General features: G+C 67.0%; 16 protein-coding genes and 2 riboswitches. Of the genes, 8 read left to right on the top strand and 8 right to left on the bottom strand.

Annotation, left to right across the window (positions count from 1 at the left end; all coding sequences use genetic code 11):
• From J2T23_RS13760 to J2T23_RS13775, 4 genes are all read right to left on the bottom strand, one after another.
• Positions 1-288 (bottom strand): WXG100 family type VII secretion target, encoded by a 288-nt coding sequence (locus tag J2T23_RS13760; protein ID WP_141180814.1) that lies wholly within the window; start codon positions 286-288, stop codon positions 1-3.
• Between the two features lie 104 nt (positions 289-392).
• The gene (locus tag J2T23_RS13765) at positions 393-1,904 is read right to left on the bottom strand and encodes a sensor histidine kinase (protein WP_307360796.1); all 1,512 of its coding nucleotides are present in this window, start codon (positions 1,902-1,904) and stop codon (positions 393-395) included.
• Between the two features lie 2 nt (positions 1,905-1,906).
• The gene (locus tag J2T23_RS13770; protein WP_056331118.1) at positions 1,907-2,617 is read right to left on the bottom strand and encodes a response regulator transcription factor; all 711 of its coding nucleotides are present in this window, start codon (positions 2,615-2,617) and stop codon (positions 1,907-1,909) included.
• A gap of 73 nt (positions 2,618-2,690) precedes the next feature.
• Positions 2,691-3,191, bottom strand: coding sequence for a DUF427 domain-containing protein (locus J2T23_RS13775; RefSeq protein ID WP_307360799.1), 501 nt, complete (start codon positions 3,189-3,191; stop codon positions 2,691-2,693).
• A 243-nt stretch (positions 3,192-3,434) separates the two neighbouring features.
• Between J2T23_RS13775 and J2T23_RS13780 the strand changes: the two genes are divergently transcribed.
• Together J2T23_RS13780 and J2T23_RS13785 are read left to right on the top strand one after the other, a co-directional pair.
• Complete coding sequence (locus tag J2T23_RS13780) at positions 3,435-3,692, top strand: hypothetical protein (RefSeq protein ID WP_141158041.1); 258 nt, start codon at positions 3,435-3,437, stop codon at positions 3,690-3,692.
• A 5-nt stretch (positions 3,693-3,697) separates the two neighbouring features.
• Positions 3,698-4,567, top strand: coding sequence for an FHA domain-containing protein (locus J2T23_RS13785; protein ID WP_141158040.1), 870 nt, complete (start codon positions 3,698-3,700; stop codon positions 4,565-4,567).
• A 21-nt stretch (positions 4,568-4,588) separates the two neighbouring features.
• Here the strand turns inward: J2T23_RS13785 and J2T23_RS13790 are convergent, their stop codons facing one another.
• From J2T23_RS13790 to J2T23_RS13800, 3 genes are read right to left on the bottom strand one after another with little or no spacing between them, the layout of a single operon-like run.
• The gene (locus J2T23_RS13790; protein WP_141158039.1) at positions 4,589-6,235 is read right to left on the bottom strand and encodes a DNA repair helicase XPB; all 1,647 of its coding nucleotides are present in this window, start codon (positions 6,233-6,235) and stop codon (positions 4,589-4,591) included.
• Positions 6,236-6,246: 11 nt separating this feature from the next.
• Complete coding sequence (locus J2T23_RS13795) at positions 6,247-8,721, bottom strand: helicase-associated domain-containing protein (RefSeq protein WP_307360802.1); 2,475 nt, start codon at positions 8,719-8,721, stop codon at positions 6,247-6,249.
• A gap of 10 nt (positions 8,722-8,731) precedes the next feature.
• On the bottom strand, positions 8,732-8,965 hold the full coding sequence (locus J2T23_RS13800; protein WP_141158037.1) for a hypothetical protein: 234 nt from the start codon (positions 8,963-8,965) through the stop codon (positions 8,732-8,734).
• Between the two features lie 222 nt (positions 8,966-9,187).
• Here J2T23_RS13800 and J2T23_RS13805 point away from each other — a divergent pair, with 222 nt between their 5' ends.
• On the top strand, positions 9,188-9,571 hold the full coding sequence (locus tag J2T23_RS13805; RefSeq protein ID WP_141158036.1) for a cold-shock protein: 384 nt from the start codon (positions 9,188-9,190) through the stop codon (positions 9,569-9,571).
• Positions 9,572-9,576: 5 nt separating this feature from the next.
• Entirely contained in the window at positions 9,577-10,086 is a 510-nt protein-coding gene (locus J2T23_RS13810; RefSeq protein ID WP_246857356.1) for a DUF3027 domain-containing protein, read from the top strand.
• A 112-nt stretch (positions 10,087-10,198) separates the two neighbouring features.
• On the opposite strand, the gene serC is transcribed toward J2T23_RS13810, so the two are convergent.
• Positions 10,199-11,329, bottom strand: a complete 1,131-nt coding sequence (serC, locus tag J2T23_RS13815) for a phosphoserine transaminase (RefSeq protein WP_307360804.1) — start codon at positions 11,327-11,329, stop codon at positions 10,199-10,201.
• A gap of 294 nt (positions 11,330-11,623) precedes the next feature.
• Here serC and J2T23_RS13820 point away from each other — a divergent pair, with 294 nt between their 5' ends.
• From J2T23_RS13820 to J2T23_RS13835, 4 genes are all read left to right on the top strand, one after another.
• Positions 11,624-12,325 carry an iron-dependent transcriptional repressor DtxR gene (locus J2T23_RS13820; protein ID WP_141158034.1) on the top strand — a complete coding sequence of 234 codons (702 nt, stop codon included), beginning with the start codon at positions 11,624-11,626 and terminating at the stop codon, positions 12,323-12,325.
• Between the two features lie 138 nt (positions 12,326-12,463).
• Positions 12,464-12,674, top strand: a riboswitch (cyclic di-AMP (ydaO/yuaA leader).
• A gap of 10 nt (positions 12,675-12,684) precedes the next feature.
• On the top strand, positions 12,685-13,506 hold the full coding sequence (locus J2T23_RS13825; RefSeq protein ID WP_141161358.1) for a M23 family metallopeptidase: 822 nt from the start codon (positions 12,685-12,687) through the stop codon (positions 13,504-13,506).
• Positions 13,507-13,633: 127 nt separating this feature from the next.
• A riboswitch (cyclic di-AMP (ydaO/yuaA leader) is annotated at positions 13,634-13,812 on the top strand.
• A gap of 70 nt (positions 13,813-13,882) precedes the next feature.
• Positions 13,883-14,557 (top strand): C40 family peptidase, encoded by a 675-nt coding sequence (locus tag J2T23_RS13830; RefSeq protein ID WP_307360963.1) that lies wholly within the window; start codon positions 13,883-13,885, stop codon positions 14,555-14,557.
• A 163-nt stretch (positions 14,558-14,720) separates the two neighbouring features.
• A complete protein-coding gene (locus J2T23_RS13835; RefSeq protein WP_307360806.1) occupies positions 14,721-15,494 on the top strand; it encodes an NlpC/P60 family protein in 774 nt (257 codons plus the stop codon).
• The last annotated feature ends 17 nt before the right edge of the window (positions 15,495-15,511 follow it).

Here is a 15,511-nt window from a genome sequence, read left to right on the forward strand (position 1 = left end):
TCAGCTGAACCGCTGGGCGTTTCCCTGTTCGGCCTGGGCATAGGTGGCAGCGGCAGAGGAAAGAGCGGCGTTGATGGATGCCAGCGAGGCCTCCACCCGGCCCTGGGTGATGGTCCACTCAGTGACGAGCGCCTGGAAGTTTGTGGCTGCGGAACCCCGCCATGAACCCTGCAGCTCGTCCAGGCCGCGCTTCATGGCGTGGACGTCGGCGCTGATCCGGTCCACGGTGGCCTGCACGTTGGCGGACTTTAGCTGCAGCAGGTCTGTGTCGACGGAAATGATGGTCATGGCTGTGCCTCTCGGATACAGCGGGGCTGCCCCCGCGCCCGGCGGTTCCGGGCTGCTGGGACGAGCCTATGGAGCCGGGGAAGGCGTGGGCCACGGCCGGCAGGCTATATGTGGATAACCGATCCGTCGCCGCCCCTGGAAGCGGGAATGCTGCCATCCGCTTCTTCCCGGCCGTCTCCTCCGCCATCGCGGGGTGCGTCTTCGCGCCGCGGCAGGCTGACCACCAGGGTGGCGCCGCCGCCGTCGGTCCTTTCCACCCGCACCGTCCCCCCGTGGGAGCCCACGATTGCCGCCACGATGGCGAGGCCCAGGCCGCTGCCGCCGGTCTCCCGGGTGCGGGACGTGTCAGCCCGGTAGAAGCGTTCGAAGACCTTGGCTGCGTCCTCTTCCGATATACCGGGCCCATGGTCACGTACTTCAATCACGGACCGCTCGCCGCCGCCTGTTCCCCGGACACCGACGGCAAGCTCGATCGGAGTGCCCTCAGGGGTGTAGCGCAGCGCGTTGCCCACGAGGTTTCCCACCACCTGGCGCAGCTTGGCCTCATCACCCAGAACGGGGGCCGGTCCCGCCGGCCCGCCGTCGAGCCCGGTCAGGGAGATCACCCTGGAACGGTCGCTTGCCTGGGTGTCCACTACGGCATCGTGCGCAATCAGTTGCAGGTCCACCGGCTTTTGCTGCAGCGGGCGCTGCTCGTCGAGCCGGGCCAGCAGGAGCAGGTCCTCCACCATGGACCCCATGCGCTTGGCTTCGCTTTCGATCCGGCCCATGGCGGTGGCCACGTCCTCGTCCGTGGCCAGGGCGCCGTGGCGGTACAGCTCGGAGAACCCACGGATGGTCACCAGCGGGGTACGCAGCTCGTGGGACGCATCCGCGGCGAAGCGGCGCATCCGTGCCTCCGAGGCAGTCCGGGCCGCGAACGCGGTCTCAATATGCGCAAGCATGGCGTTCAGTGAGCTGCTCAGGCGGCCCAGTTCTGTGGTGGGGTTTTCCACTTCCACGCGCCGGGAGAGGTCCCCGGCGGCAATGGCGGCCGCCGTCTTCTCCACCCTGGCCAGCGGCCGGAAGGACCGGGACACAGTCCAGCTGGCAATGAGCGAGGCCAGCAGCAACGTCAGCAGGCCCACTCCGGTGACCACCAGGGTGGCATGCTTGAGGACGTCGTCAACACTCTCCAGGGGCAGGCCGATGACCACCACGGCCATGGTCTGGCCGTTCTGGACCGTCACCGCCACTACGCGCCAATTTTCCCCGTCCGTCCCGCGGACCTGGAAGGGAGTCTGCCCGCGCGCCTGGGCCTGCTCCACCGTGAACGCATTGATGTCCGGGTGGTAGTCAGGATCCCCGCCGAAGGTGTACGGCTGCTCGCCGGGGGCGAAGAGCATCAGCGAGTAGTCGGTGGGTATGGAGCTGGGTGCCTGCAGCTGGGTGAAGGAGCGCTGTTTCCGGGCAGAGTCGACGGCGGCGTTCAGTTTGTCATCCACCTGGCCCTGGAGGTAGCTGTGCAACAGCGTCAGGGTGACCGCACCGGTCACCGTCAGGGCCACGATCAGCAGGGCCATGATCATGGCCACCAGCTGCGACCTGAGGGAGGCCGACTTCCACCGCTTCAGCAAGGTCAGCGCTTTTCAGCCGTCCGCAGGACGTAGCCCACGCCGCGCTTGGTCTGGATCAGGGCGGGCGCCTCCGGGTCGATGTCCACTTTCCGCCGCAGGTAGGAGATGTAGGACTCCACGATGGACGCGTCGCCGTTGAAGTTGTACTCCCAGACGTGGTCCAGGATCTGCGACTTGGACAGGACCCGGTTGGGGTTGAGCATGAGATAGCGCAGCAGCTTGAACTCGGTGGGGGACAGTTCGATGACCGTTCCGCCGCGCCGCACCTCGTGGGCGTCGTCGTCGAGCTCCAGGTCGTCCACCCGGATCACGGCGTCGTCGTCCAGCAGGGGCTGGGTGCGGCGGAGCACGGCCCGGATCCTGGCCACCACTTCGTCCAGGCTGAAGGGTTTGGTGACGTAGTCGTCACCGCCAACGGTCAGGCCGGTGACCTTGTCCTCGGTGTCGTCCTTGGCGGTCAGGAAGAGAACAGGGAAGTGCTTGCCGGAGGCGCGGAGCCGGCGGGTCACGGTGAAGCCGTCCATGTCGGGGAGCATGACATCCAGCACGGCCAGGTCAGGGGCGTGGGTATCGGCAGCGGCGAGGGCATCGCGGCCGTTGGCGGCGGAGACCACTTCAAAACCGGCAAACCGCAGCGACGTGGAGAGGAGCTCGCGGATGTTGGGTTCATCATCAACGACGAGCAGCCGGGCTTCTGGACCGTTCTTGTTCATGTTCCCATCATGCTCCCAGTCTCTGGGAGTTGTCTGGATATTCGTTGTGAGCATGGTGATGGTGGGCTTGCGGTTACCAGTCCATGGTCCCCGGTTCGCCCTTGAATGGGCCCACCACCTTGCTGGTGATCCAGCCGCCGTAGAAGCGGCCCGGTTGCGCCTGGACCCGCTCCCCATCCACCTCGCAGTAATCCATCCGGCCGGGGTAGACGGCCACCCGGTCGGCGAGGGCCTCGAAACCGGACGCCGGCTCAGGGTAGGACCAGGCGGCGCTCTCCGCTTCCTTTCCGCCGCCGCGCACGGTGAGGTACTTTGCCGAGCCCTTGAACTCGCAGAAGCTGCTGCCCGACGCGGGCTCCAGCGCGCCCTCGGCGAATGCTGACCTGGGAACGTAGTACACCGGCGGATGGCTGGTCTCAAGGACCCGCAGGGAATCGGTGGTGTCCAGGATCAGCTCCCCGCCCAGGACGATGCGTACCCGTTCGCTGCTGTGTTCGATCCGGGGCGGGCGGGGGTAGTCCCACACCGACTCCTGCCCGGGCCCGGGGACGGCCGGAACGATTCTCGTTGTCATGGTTCCAGTGTGCATCCGCGTGCGGCGTTCCGCATCCGGGAACCCAATCGGCGTCGAGAACGTTCCGGTTCCCGCATCTTCCCCAGCCCCGGGCGCGGGAATACAGTGATCCTTGCCGGACGGTCAAGCCCGGCACCAGCGCTCCACAGGACCACCGGCAGCTGCTCCCTGCCGCCCCGGTGGCTCATTCCAATAGCGATAGTTATCCGATAGCTCCTGGCCCATCGAAGGGGATTGACCATCATGACTGATCTGAGTGCCACTGAAAAGCCCGCTGCCAGCGAACGCAGCATTCGGGACTGGGCGGACCTTGCCGAGGAGATGTGGTCCTATCTCACCGGCAAAGGCGCGGCCATCAATTACCAGTTCGTTGACATGACCGTTGAAGTTCCGCGTGACATCGGACCGGACGCACCGCGTGCCACCTGGAAACTCAACGGAAGCCTGCGCGTCACCACCAGCGACCGGGACGCGGCAGGATCGGACTCGAACCGCGGTTGACGGAGATGACGGAGAACCGCCTGGACATCGATCTGGACTTCTCGTACACGGATGAGTCCGGGGCGGTCACCAATGGGCGTGCCACGGCTGCCGGTACGGAAGTTACCGTGTCCCTGGACCGCCTGGCGCCACTTGCAGGCGCTGGACTGCCGCCCCTGGAGGAGATCAGGCCGCTGGCGGACCTGCTGGCCCGCAAGGGGGTCAGCGTCACGGTGGCAGGTCCAGACGGAAACATTGTCAGCCTGGGCAAGGTGGATGCACCGGCATCACAGCGGTTGGTGACGCGCTCGCCGCATATCAAGCTGGGCAACCTCGGCTCCCTGCTTCCGCTGCTCCGGCAGGGCAGGCGGCGGCCCAGGGGCGTGCCCCTGCTGCCCCCGTCCACGCCGTTGCCGTTGGTCCCCACTGTCCAGCGGAAGATCATCCGGCGCATCACTACCACCCACTACGCCAGGGGCGGCGGCCGGCCACGGCTGATCTTTGTCCAGGATGCCGCCACCTGGACCGGCCAGATCCCCCGGGAAGTTGCCCTCCCGGAGGACGTCACCACGATTGGCAGCGGGCCAGGATCAGATATCCAGCTGGAGGGCCTGGAAGCACTCCACGCCGAGATCAGGCACGACGGGCAGGATGAATACGTCCTGGTGCCGCACGGACCGGTCAGCGGCAGCGTGTCCAGAACCGGACCCTCGGTCCTGCGGACCGGAGCGAGGATCCAGATGGGCCAGTGGTGCCTGGCTTTCTTCCGCGAGGAATTTGCCGATCACGGCCGCCCCTACGGTGGCAGGAGCGGCGGTGAGCTGGCATACGAACGTCCGCAGCTCGATCCCCGGACGGGAACCATGGAACGGGACAGCTCCGAGGGCGTGCGGTGATTGGGGGGTGCACGTTGCGGACTACTCCGCGGCGTGCACGTCCTTGGCATCCATGATCCGGTAGGCGTAACCCTGCTCGGCAAGGAACCGTTGGCGCTTGGCAGCAAACTCCTGGTCCAGGGTGTCCCGGGCCACCAGGGAGTAGAAGCGGGCGGCGCGGCCGTCCTTCTTGGGCCGAAGCAGCCGGCCCAGCCGCTGTGCTTCCTCCTGCCGGGAACCGAAGGAGCCGGAAACCTGGATGGCCACGGAGGCCTCCGGCAGGTCGATGGAGAAGTTCGCCACCTTGGACACCACCAGGGTCTGCAGTTCCCCGGAACGGAACGCGTCAAAGAGCTTCTGCCGGACCTTCACCGGGGTATCGCCCTTGATGACGGGTGCCTCCAGGCGCTCGCCGAGCTCGTCAAGCTGGTCGATATATTGGCCGATGACCAACAACTGCTCTCCGGCGTGCCGCGCCACCAGCTGTTCCACCACCAGCGTCTTGGACTCGGACGTGGCGCAGAGCCGGTACTTGTCCGCATCGTCGGCCATTGCATAGGCAACCCGCTCATCCTTGGGCAAGTCCACACGGACCTCCACGCAGTCTGCAGGTGCGATATAGCCCTGCGACTCGATGTCCTTCCACGGCGCGTCGTAGCGCTTGGGCCCGATGAGGCTGAAGACCTCGCCCTCGCGCCCATCCTCCCGGACCAGCGTCGCGGTGAGCCCAAGGCGCCGCCGGGCCTGCAGGTCTGCGGTCATCCGGAAGATCGGCGCCGGCAGGAGGTGGACCTCGTCGTAGATGATCAGTCCCCAGTCGTGTCCGTCGACGAGTTCCAGGTGCGGGTAGATGCCGCCCCGCTTGGTGGTGAGCACCTGGTAGGTGGCGATGGTCACCGGCCGCACTTCCTTGAGCGCGCCCGAGTATTCACCCACCTCCTCCTCGGTGAGGGAGGTGCGCCGGAGCAGTTCGTCCTTCCACTGACGGGCCGCCACGGTGTTCGTGACCAGGATCAGCGTGGTGGTGGATCCGGTGGCCATCGCAGCGGCTCCCACCAGGGTCTTGCCCGCGCCGCAGGGAAGTACCACCACGCCGCTGCCGCCTGCCCAGAAGTTCTCGCTGGCCAGGCGCTGGTAGGGGCGGAGCTCCCAACCGTCCTGGTTGAGGGAAATAAGGTGCGGGGTGCCATCCACGTAGCCGGCAAGGTCTTCCGCAGGCCAGCCGATCTTCAGCAGCAGCTGCTTGAGCTGGCCGCGCTGGGAGGCGTGCACCACCACCGTCTCACCGTCGATCCTGGGCCCCAGCAGCGGTGCGATTTTCTTGGCACGGATTACTTCCTCCAGGACCGGGTAGTCATCCGTCCGCATGACCAGGCCGTGGCGGGGATCCTTTTCGAGGCGCAGCCGGCCATACCGCGACATGGTTTCCTCGACGTCGATCAGCAGGGAATGCGGGACCGGGAAGCGTGAATACTTCAGGAGGGCGTCCAGCACCTTTTCCGCGTCCAGTCCGGCGGCGCGCGCGTTCCAGAGCCCCAACGGGGTCAGCCGGTAGCTGTGCATGTGCTCGGGTGCCCGTTCCAGCTCGGCGAAAGGCGCGATGGCATGCCGGGCCTCGGTGGCCAGTTCGTGGTCCACCTCGAGGAGGATGGTCTTGTCGCTTTGGACGATCAGGGGTCCGTCGGTCACGCGGGAATCCTTTACTGGCGCAGTTCCTCTGCGGCCTCAATGTCGATGATGCGGTGCACGGACAGGACCCGCTCTGTGTCCTTCGCGGGATCGAACACCCGGACCCTGCCCCCGCTCACAGAGAGCGGAACAACGATTTCCAGGCTGGCATTCCCCAGGCTGTCCACCACGTTCATGTGGATCCGCTGCTTCAACCGGATGGCCCTCTGCAACGCTTCAAGCCCCAGCTGGGTGGCCGCCTCGCTGCCGGCAGCGGTGCCGGAAAGATGTCCGACGCCGGGGCCCGCCTTCCGCAGGACCGCCAGTTGGGCTTCTACGTCCTCCGCCGGGGGCGCCATCCGGGGTGCGGTATAGACCGGGCGCGCGCTTTCCTGCCCCGGGGCGGCACGGCGCGGGTGGGCGGCTTCGGCGCCGTCAACGGACGGGGACAGGCCCAGGCTCCGGAGGGCGGCGGCGAGTTCGCGCGGCGGCGACGACGACGTCAGGACGGTCGGCGACAGCCTGGCCAGGCCCAGCTGGGCGGCCTTGGGTCCGGCCAGCAGCTCGCGCAGGGCTGCTTCGTCATCGCTTTGGATGAAGCTGGCAGCCTGGCCCACGCGGAGCCTGCCGTGCCGGGAGGCCGTATCCTCCACGAGGTACTCCAGGGGCTGGGGTACCGCTGTCGCGGAGTGCTCGCGCAGGAAGCGCAGCAGGCCTGCGGCGTCGTATCCGTGGTCCAGTGCCCGTTTGACGGAGGCCGCGGAAAACCGGTAGATCGTGGCCGGGCCCTGCCCTTCGGCGTCGGCCATGGCCAGGAGTTTTTCGGTCAGCGCGGGAGTGAGGTAGCCGGGCGCGACCGCCGTGAGGTCAGCCTGCAGGAGCACATGGTTGAGGGCCGCCGGCAGGTGTTCACCAAGGATGGCGAGGGCGGCATCCGGGTTGTCTTCGGCGAAAGCGCTCCCCAACTGGCTCAGCGCCCCGGAACCCACCAGGCCCAGCAGCTCCGCTTCGGCCAGCACGCCGCGGATCAGCGAGCTGAAACGCCTGGCCATCCGCGGCTGCGACCACTCCGCGCGCTGCAGGACAGCGGCGGCGTCCAGCACCGGGGCGGTACCGTCGGACGCGGACACCTCCTGGGTGAGCTCATGCAGGATCTCCAGGATCCGCTTGCGGACCACCGGAGCGTCAGGCCGCTGCGCTCCGGCGGCCAGTGCGGCGATGGTGGTTCCGGCCGCGGACCGGCCGGCCGCTGCGCCAGGGGCTGAGTTCACGGGCTGGCCCACCATGGACGGCACGCGTTCGCTGGCCAGCCAGGCGTTCACCAGCCACAGCCATTGTTCCTGCCGGGGAAGGACCAGCCATTCCAGTTCCGGCGGCTGCACCCACGATGAGGAGTCGACGTCGAGGCGGATCAGGCCGGCCAGCCCGCACAGCTCCAGGAGCAGGCCTGCGGCGCTTTGGTCTGTCCGCAGGTGTTCGGCCACGCGGCGCACTTCGCGGACGCCCACGCCGCCACTGCGCAGTGTGGCAAGCGGCTGTTCCCGGACGGCATGCAGCAGCTCGGAGACCAGCCGCAGGGTTTCGGAGATGGCGCTCAGGGCCGCGTTCCTGCGCAGCGCCGCCGTGGTCCGGCCAAGCTCCGGGACCGGCGGCGACAGAGTGAAGTCATTGATGATTGCCCCGCCGCGCAAAGCCAGTCCTACGCTGTGGGGCAGTTCCACATGGGCGGCGTCCAGCGGAACCAGCAGCCCGCGGGCAAGGAGCCAGTCAACAGGCCCGACGTCGGCCGCCTCCGTCGTGACCGACGCTTTCCGCTGTGCCTGGGGGACGGCACCCATGGCCCAGTTCCGGAACCTGGCGAGCAGCGCCGTCGTCCGTTCCGGGGCGCCGGCGAGGATGTCCTGCAGGGCCTCCGGTGAGGACGTCCAGTGCTGAAGGGCCAGGGCTGCTTCCATGGGCGTGGTGGCATCGTGGATCGCGAAGCCGCTGCGGTGCAGTTCTGAGACCAGTTGCACCGCCCGCTGGGCGAAGGCCGGTTGCAGACGGACCAGTTCGGTATAGCTGCGCCCCAGGCCGGCGGGATAAATTCCCACCACATCCTTGAGCGAGCCCACGGGGAGGTAGTACGGCTGGCTGGCCGCAGGGGGCGGCGTGCCGTGCGGGGGAGCGGCGGGGTGCACCAGGCCGAGCTCCTGCAGGCCGGCCAAAATACCGTCGACAGTGGCCAGTGTGGAACCGTGGATCAGTTTGTGCACGGCCTCCGCTGAGGCGCTGTGCCCGGTATCGGTGTTGGTGCACAGGTGCAGGGTCTCCAGTACCTGCATGTGAGGCTTGTTGAGCCGCTCCAGGGCGCGCTGGACGCTGACCCTGGAACTTGCGCGGGCAGCCAGCGCGGCGAAGTCAGGAACCGAAGGGGTGATGAGGTCCGGCCGCGCGGCGAACAACGCCCGCAACGAATCGTCGCTGCGTGCCTCCAGGTCCTTGCCAAGCGCGCGAATGAGGGACATCAGTCCAACGTTACCGCTGCTGGGGCCTTCCCGCCCGCCGCCGGGCGGCAACTCCGTCCAGGACCAGCAGGAGCATGAGGATGAAGGCTGCTGGCAGGCCGTACAGCGCGGTGTAGGTGATCCAGGCGGGAGCTACCGAGCCGGCGAAGGCCAGGGCCATGACAGCTGCCACGGCTATCAGGGACAGCACGGCAACAACTGCGGCGAGGACCATCAGGGGCCGCCGGTAACGCGAGGGAGTCATGGACGCAACGCTACCGCGCCTGGCGCGGTGCGGGTAAAGCGGGGCCTTGCGCCTGCGGCGGAACAGTGCCGCCCAAAGCGTCGATAGGCCATGCGGCAGGATAACCTTGAAGCATACAGACCAACACGGTCCCGGTTCGCCATACCCTGAACCCGCACAACCATGCGGATGCGGTGGTGGCCGGCCGTGTCTCATGACAGCAGAACGAAGAAGGTTGATTACGTGCCTACCGGCAAGGTCAAGTGGTATGACAAGGACAAGGGCTTTGGGTTCCTCGCGGGCGAGGACGGCCAGGAGGTCTTCCTGCCCAAGTCGTCGCTGCCCGACGGCGTCAGCGAGCTCAAAGCCGGCACCCGCGTGGAGTTCGGCGTAGCGGACGGTCGCAAGGGCGCCCAGGCGCTGGGCCTGCGCGTCCTGGACAAGACTCCCTCGATTGCCAAGGCCAAGCGGCCGAGCGCCAAGGACCTTGCCCCGCTGGTCCAGGACCTGGTGACGGTACTGGACAACCTGTCCGGGACCTTGTCCAAGGGCAAGTACCCGGACGGCAACAAGGGCAAGGCCATTGCTGCCGCCCTCCGCAAGGTCGCCGACGAGCTCGACGTTTAGCGCCGATGACTCCCGATTCCGAACAGCCGGGCACGCCGGTGCAGGAGCAGGCTGCCAGGACGCCGCCCAAGCGCAAGGCAGGCGTGCCCGTGTGGCGCACGGGCAAGCCGGACGCTTTCCTGGCCGCCGCCGTGGACACTGCCCGGACCGCCGTGGAGGGCATCACGCCTGCGGCCACCATCGGGCCGCACCTGGCGGCCAAGAGCGAGGGCGACCGGCTGGTCACCCACCTGTTTGAGTCCCGGCTGCCCGGATACGCGGGGTGGCAGTGGTACGCGGTGCTGACGCGCAACTCCCGCTCAAAAGTGGTCACGGTCAATGAGCTGGGCCTCCTGCCGTCGGAAGATTCGATCCTGGCCCCGGAGTGGGTGCCCTGGGCCGAACGTGTCCGCCCCGAGGACCAGCAGCAGGAGTCCGAAGCGGACAGCCAGGTAACGGCCGCCGCGGAAACTGAAGGCCACGCAACAGCGGCTGACGATCCAACTGACGACGCCGGCACGCAAGCGGAAGCCTGACCGCACCTCGCCACCGGGAGTCCGGCCACCCCGGAAGGGGACAACGAAAACGGCGCCGTCCGGGATGAACCCGGGCGGCGCCGTCGTACGTTGTCCCGACTGTTCTCCGCGCCTACTTCCGCAGCTCGCCCACCACGTAGTCGATGCTGGACAGCAGGGCTGAGACATCGCTGGGCTCGATGGCCACGAAGGTGGCGATCCGCAGCTGGTTGCGCCCCAGCTTCCGGTAGGGTTCGGTGTCAACGATGCCGTTGGCGCGCAGGACCTTGGCCACGGCCGCTGCATCAACCGATTCGTCGAAGTCGATGGTGGCGATGACATTGGAGCGTGCCTCCGCCTTGGCCACAAACGGGGTGGCAAACTCGGAGGCCTCGGCCCAGCTGTAGATGCGTCCGGCGGAGTCTGCGGTGCGTGCGGCGGCGAAATCCAGGCCGCCGTTGGAGTTCAGCCACTGGACCTGGGCGTCCAGCGTGACCAGCGTGGACAGCGACGGCGTGTTGTACGTCTGGTTCAGGCGGGAGTTGTCGATGGCGGTCTGGAGGTCCAGGAAGTCCGGGATCCAGCGGTTGCCTGCCTTGATCCGCGCGGCGCGCTCGAGGGCGGCCGGGGAGAACAGGCCCAGCCAGAGGCCGCCGTCGGAAGCGAAGTTCTTCTGCGGGGCGAAGTAGTAGACGTCGCTTTGGGCAACGTCCACTTCCAGGCCGCCGGCCGCGGAGGTGGCGTCCACCAGGACCAGCGATCCCTCGTCGGCTCCGGAAACGCGCGTGACAGGGGCAGCAACACCGGTGGAGGTCTCATTCTGGGGCCAGGCATAGACATCAACGCCTGCCTCGGCCTGGGCCGCCGGCCGCGTGCCTGGCTCGGACTTGATGATCGAGGAAGCCTCCAGGAAGGGCGCCTTGTTGGTGGCGGCCGCAAACTTGGACCCGAACTCGCCGAAGGACAGGTGCTGGGCCTTCTTCTCCACGAGGCCGAAGCTCGCGACGTCCCAGAATGCCGTGGAGCCGCCCACGCCGAGGACCACTTCATAGCCCTCCGGGGCGCGGAAGAACTGGCTCAGCCCTTCGCGGACGGATCCCACCAGGTTCTTGACCGGCGCCTGCCGGTGCGAAGTGCCGAGGATGGTCTTGGACGCTGCTGCCAGCGCATCGATCTGTTCCTGGCGGACCTTTGACGGGCCGGCGCCGAACCGCCCATCCTTCGGCAGGAGGTCGGCGGGGATCGTGATGCTGGTGTCGCTCACAGGTGCTCCAATTCGGCGGGGACGAAAGTTTGGTCCGGACGGGCGGGTCATGGCTCGGCCGGCAGCAGGCGATGGCTGCGCAGCGGGCCTTCACCATTCTGCCTGAATGGCAGGGGCGGCGGGAGCCGGCGGGCCCAAAGTCCAGACAATGAGACGCGCCGTCCGGGCGACGCCGCCCGACGCTCGGCTATTCGGACAAACTCAAAATAGGCTAAGCTGGCCCCCGGACTACCTCGCGGGAAGAGGCGATACGGTGGGACAACGCAAGGTACTGCGCTCGAGGAGCTGAGCTGGATGACGGATCTGATCGACACTACGGAGATGTACCTCAGGACCATCCTGGAGCTTGAGGAAGAAAACATCGTTGCCCTCCGGGCCCGTATTGCCGAGCGCCTGCGCCACTCCGGCCCTACCGTGTCCCAGACCATCGGAAGGATGGAGCGCGACGGGCTCGTGGTGGTCTCCGGTGACCGGCATCTGGAACTCACTGACACCGGCCGCAAGCGGGCAACCGAGGTCATGCGCAAGCACCGGCTGGCCGAACGCCTGCTGGCCGACGTGATCGGCCTGGACTGGGCCTACGTGCATGACGAAGCCTGCCGCTGGGAACATGTCATGAGCGAGCGGGTTGAGCGGCGCATTTACGAGATGCTGGACCACCCTACCGAATCGCCCTATGGCAACCCCATCCCCGGGCTCGCCGCCCTGGGTGGACAGCCTGCCACCGGCGGCGCCGACGGAGCCATCAGCCTGGTCGAAGCCATGAAGGGCTACGCATCGGCCTCTGTTGTCACCATCAGCCGGCTCGCTGAACCGATCCAGGTGGAGCCGGAACTGCTGGCGCAACTGGACGAAGGTGGAATCCGGCCCGGTGCCGCCGTGGCGCTGGAACGCGTGGGTGACTACATCTCCGTGCGGGTCCCGGGCATCGAGGGCGCACTGGAGCTGCCGCCCGAGGTTGCCGCCCACGTTTTCGTGGCCGTGTCCCAGCCCTGAGGCCCAGCCTTTTACCCCGGCAAGGCACTTCCACGCAAAGATAACGGAATTGTTACCTAGGGTCTAAAGGCCCTATAGTGGAACCAATCGTTGATACTTAAGCGTTACCCGATCCGGAGCCGAGCTCTGCCAGCGGATCGGGTGCACGAGTCGTTACTGGCAGAGGCGGGGGAACCACAAGCGGCAGCGGGGGACTGCCTTGGGGTGAAGTCCGTCAGCAGCAAGCCTCTCCAGTGAAGGATTCTTCCGGGAATACCCCTGTGCAGAAGCTTGCCGCGGCGGGCCGGGTCTTTGATCTCTCTGACCCGAATCCGACAGCTAACTCCGCAGGCTTTTCCAGAGAGGAACCCTTCTTGACCATGCAGACCTCCAGGGGGCGCCGCCGCGCAGCCAGCCCCCCTTCGGCACCCCGGGTTGTCGAAGACGCAGCAGTGGAGCGCCCCCGCGATCTGCATCGCGACGCGCGCCGCCGTCGGGGGCCCTTGCGGCAGGTAACGGAGTTCGCCGCCGCAAGCGGGATTGGCCAGAAGGCCGGAATCGCTCTGGCTGCCACCGGACTGGTGCTGACGGTCACAGTGCCCGCCACCAGCCCGGTCATGGCCACTGATGCGTCCGGCAACGCGCCCCTGGCAGCTTCCTCCGTCAGCCCGCAGCCGCAGATTTCCGCCGATGTTGGTGCCCAGATCGACTTCAGCCGCTCCGCCGTGGTGACCCAGGCCGACCCGGACGGGAAGCTCAAGCAGCTCCTGAGTGCCCAGTCCGCCGGCTCCGTCACGCGGGCGGCGTCGGCCGGCACCCTGGCTGCACCACTAGCCTCCCTCGTGACCGCGTCACCGTTCGGATACAGGGTGAGCCCGATTACCGGGGGCTCCGGCGACTTCCACCGGGGCCAGGACTTCGTGGCTCAATGCGGGACGTCCGTCCTTGCCGCTGCGACCGGCACCGTTACCTTCGCAGGCTGGCACCAGTTCGGCGGCGGAAACCGGGTGGTCATCGACCACGGCAACGGACTGGAAACCACGTACAACCACCTGTCCTCCTTCAACGTCAAGGTGGGCCAGACGGTCTCTCGTGGAGAAGTCGTGGCGCTCAGCGGCACCACAGGTGCCTCCACCGGCTGCCACCTGCACTTCGAGGTGCAGGTCAACGGCGAAGTGGTCGACCCCATGGGCTGGCTGTAACGAATGATTGCCCACTCTCAGATCGCAGCGACCTGCCGTGACCTGAATGTGACATTGAAACAAAACTGCTGTACCGTCTAACTCGCGTCAACTTTTCCGAAGTTGACGCTCTTGAGTGGATTGCCTAACTCTGCCACCGCTCAAGGTCCGTTCGCATTTCATCGTCTGGCAGGGGCGGGGGAACCAATTTTGGCCTTCTCTTCAGAAGGCCTTGGGGTTAAGTCACCAGCTTCCCAGGAAGCTGTGTGGCCGGGTGACTCCCATCCGAATCCGACAGCTCACCTCGCAGGCATTGGGAGAGGCTACCTTCGTGTCTTCACGCCATCATTCTGCGCGCCACCGTGCGCAAACGGTTCGCACCAGCCCCTTGGACGCCGTGTCCAAGGCCGTGAGTGCAAATGCCGGGACCGTAGGCCGCCAGGCTGCCGTAGTGGCAGCCGCATCGGGCCTGATCCTGAGCATGGGCCTGCCAGCAAACGCAGCTGACACCACCGCCGGTGTCTCTGCATCCACCGAGTCCGGCTCGGCACAGACGGCACTGGCCGTCACGGCCGCCCCCACGGCCACGGTTTCCTTCGAGCGCCCGGTCGTCAAGACCACCGCCGCTCCGAAGGTGGAGGCGGTACGTCCCCAGTCCACCGCGCCGGCCGAACGCGCCGCCACCGCTGGCCAGGACGCCGCTCCCGCCGCCAAGGCTGCCGAGACTGTCTCCGCCGCAACCTCCGGCATTGCAGCCATCGCCTACACCGGCATCGGCCACTCCTATGTATGGGGCGGCACCAGCCCGGTCACCGGCTGGGACTGCTCCGGGTTCGTCCAGTGGGTCTACGCACAGGCCGGGATCAGCATCCCGCGCACCAACGCGTGGAACATCATGACCCCGACCTCCACCCCGCAGGCGGGCGACCTCGTTGTCCAGAACGGCGGCGCGCACGTGGGTATCTACGTCGGCAACGGCATGATGATCAGCGCGCTCAACCCCTCCCAGGGCACGCTGCTGCACTCGCCCGCAGCCACCGGTACCTCGTCGTACTACCACCTCAACAAGTAGTTCTTGGGCTTAGCGCTCCAAGGGCTATTTCTTTGCCCACAGCTCTTCCGCTAGAAACCAGATCCCCGTTCGGGATGCGCCGGCTTACCCCCAAGATGCCGGCGCGTCCAGCCCCCTTTGCCTGCCTACACGCGGTCCGAAGGAAAAACGAAAGAGAGAACTCATGACGACTCGTGCTACCGCACGGCACCGCGCCGAGGTCACCAAAACCAACTCGATCGCCATCATTGCCAAAGCTGTCAGCGACAACGCCGGTGGCATGGGCCGCCAGGCTGCTGTTATCGCCGCGGCTTCCGGCCTGGTCCTGACCAGCGGGCTCGCAGCGAACGCTGCCGACGCCAACGTCAAGCGCGATTCCGCTCCGGCGTCCCAGCTCGAAGTTGAATCGGCCGTCGACGCCCCGATTTCCGCGGCTTCCACCATTGCCATCAGCTACGAGAAGCCTGCTGTCACCACCACGCCGGCTCCCGTCGTCGAGCCCGAGCCCCAGGTCCAGGTGCAGGAAGCTGCTCCCGCGCCTGTGGCGCAGCCTGTTGCTGCTGCCAAGGTCACGGCCAAGGTTGTTACCGCCGCTGCTCCGGCTGCTCCCGCCGCCCAGGTTTCCGCAAGCGGGAAGGGAGCAGCCATCCTTTCCGCCGCATACGCCCAGCTCGGCGTGCACCAGGACTGCACCATGCTGGTGACCAACGCACTGGCTGCCGTCGGCATCCATTTCCACGACTGGCCGGCAGGCTACCTGTCGCTGGGTGACACCGTGCCCATGTCCCAGGCCCAGCCCGGCGACCTGCTGTACTACGCCGACGGTGGCGGCGGCATGGCCCACATTGCCGTTTACGCCGGTAACGGCATGGCCGTCCACGGCGGCTTCAATGGCAACGACACCGTGGTCTTCAGCGCCAATGTTGGCTCCGGACCGGTAGCCATCCGCGTACGTTAGGCATTCCTGTGCCGGCC

The organism is Pseudarthrobacter niigatensis, assembly GCF_030812615.1.
Lineage (GTDB): Bacteria > Actinomycetota > Actinomycetes > Actinomycetales > Micrococcaceae > Arthrobacter > Arthrobacter niigatensis.